We start from the raw sequence: 1,314 nt of genomic DNA, 5'->3' as shown, positions 1-1,314 counted from the left end.
GCTCACCGCCTGGATCAGGCCACGGGTCTTGCGCGGCGCCGTGTTGTCGGTGGGCGCGGCGTACTGGCCGTTGATGAGCGTCCAGTTGACGTCGCGGCCCATCTCCTTGAGGGTGTTCTCGATGCCCCAGTTGTGCTCGTTGTCGACCGGGTTCGGGCCGTTGATCGGCGACGCGTCCGACGCGAAGTGACCGGTGGCGGCCTGCTTCGTGTACGAGGTGGTGACCCGCTCGTGGTGGATCTCGACGACGTTGCTGTAGCTCTGCCGGACGCGGTGAGTGCCGGTCGGCGCGGCGGCGCCCTCCAGCGCGACACGCTGGTCGGGCTGGCGGAGGTCGTAGCCCTGCCACTCGAACGCCTTCGAGTCGACTTCGTCGCCGCCGGTGAGGCCGCCGATCGCGGACATCAGCGGGGTGTCCTCAGGGGACAGTGCGAAAAGCTCACCGTGGTAGTTGGGCAAGCCGTAGGTGGTTCCCATGCCGGTGATCCCGGACATCGGCTACTCCGATCTGTCTGGTGCTGGTGCCCGGGAGTTCGGGCGGGATACCTCCGGTGCCCGGTGCAGTGGCCGGGCGCGTTACCTGCGTTGGCTGCGAGATTGGGCGCAGGGTGTTACCCGGTCTGCTGCTGGCGCATCTTCTGCCGCTTGAGCGCGATGGCCTCGCGGTGGTTCCCCGCCTTCGTGGCGGCGGCGATCTTGGCGTCGATGTCCGGCTGGTTGGGCGCGCCGTTCGGGTTCGCCGTGCTGGCGCCCGGGACGGTGCTGGCCTTCCACTCCGGGAACTCCTCGACCTTCGCATCGACGGCCTTGCGGATCGCGGCTTCGACGGCGGCCGCGTCGTTGGTGTCCACTCCGGACAGAGCAGTGGTCATGTCGACCATGCCGACGAGGGTGCCGACCCTGTCTTTCTTGATCCCGGCGTCCTGCGCGTACGAGCGCGCGGACGCGGCGTTGGCGCGCGCCTGTGCCTGCTCGACCATCGCGGTCGCCTTGGCGAGCACGTCCTCGGGCTTCTGCTTGCCGTCACCCTCGGGCTCGCCGCCGAAGAGCTTGGCGAACTTCTCGCCGAGGGTCTTTTCCTGGCGGGACAGGCGATCGGTGAGGATGCGGTCCAGGTCGGCCTGGGTGAACTTCTGGTCGCCGGGGTCGGTGGGCTTCGGCGCATCGGCGGCCGGCTGGCCGGTGGCCGGCGCGGCGGGTGTCGCCGGCGGGGTGACGGCGGCCGGGGCGGTGGGTGCGGGAGCGGCGGGTGTGGTTGGTGCGGGCGTGGCGGGCGGGGTGGTGTCGGTCATGCCGAAAAAGGTGCGTCGCCCG

At 70.2% G+C, this 1,314-nt stretch carries 2 protein-coding genes; both read right to left on the bottom strand.

All coding sequences use genetic code 11. The features are described from left to right. Positions 1-495, bottom strand: a 495-nt coding sequence (locus tag ACYVIP_RS44730; protein ID WP_460407333.1) for an SU10 major capsid protein, incomplete at its 3' end; no start/stop codon positions are given. A 116-nt stretch (positions 496-611) separates the two neighbouring features. Next, positions 612-1,314 (bottom strand): hypothetical protein (locus ACYVIP_RS44725; RefSeq protein WP_460407331.1); only part of this gene is annotated, 703 nt, incomplete at its 5' end.

It is taken from the genome of Actinophytocola sediminis, from assembly GCF_054779715.1.
The sequence above is the reverse complement of the archived record's forward strand: the minus strand, read 5'-3'. Positions and strand labels throughout refer to the sequence as shown.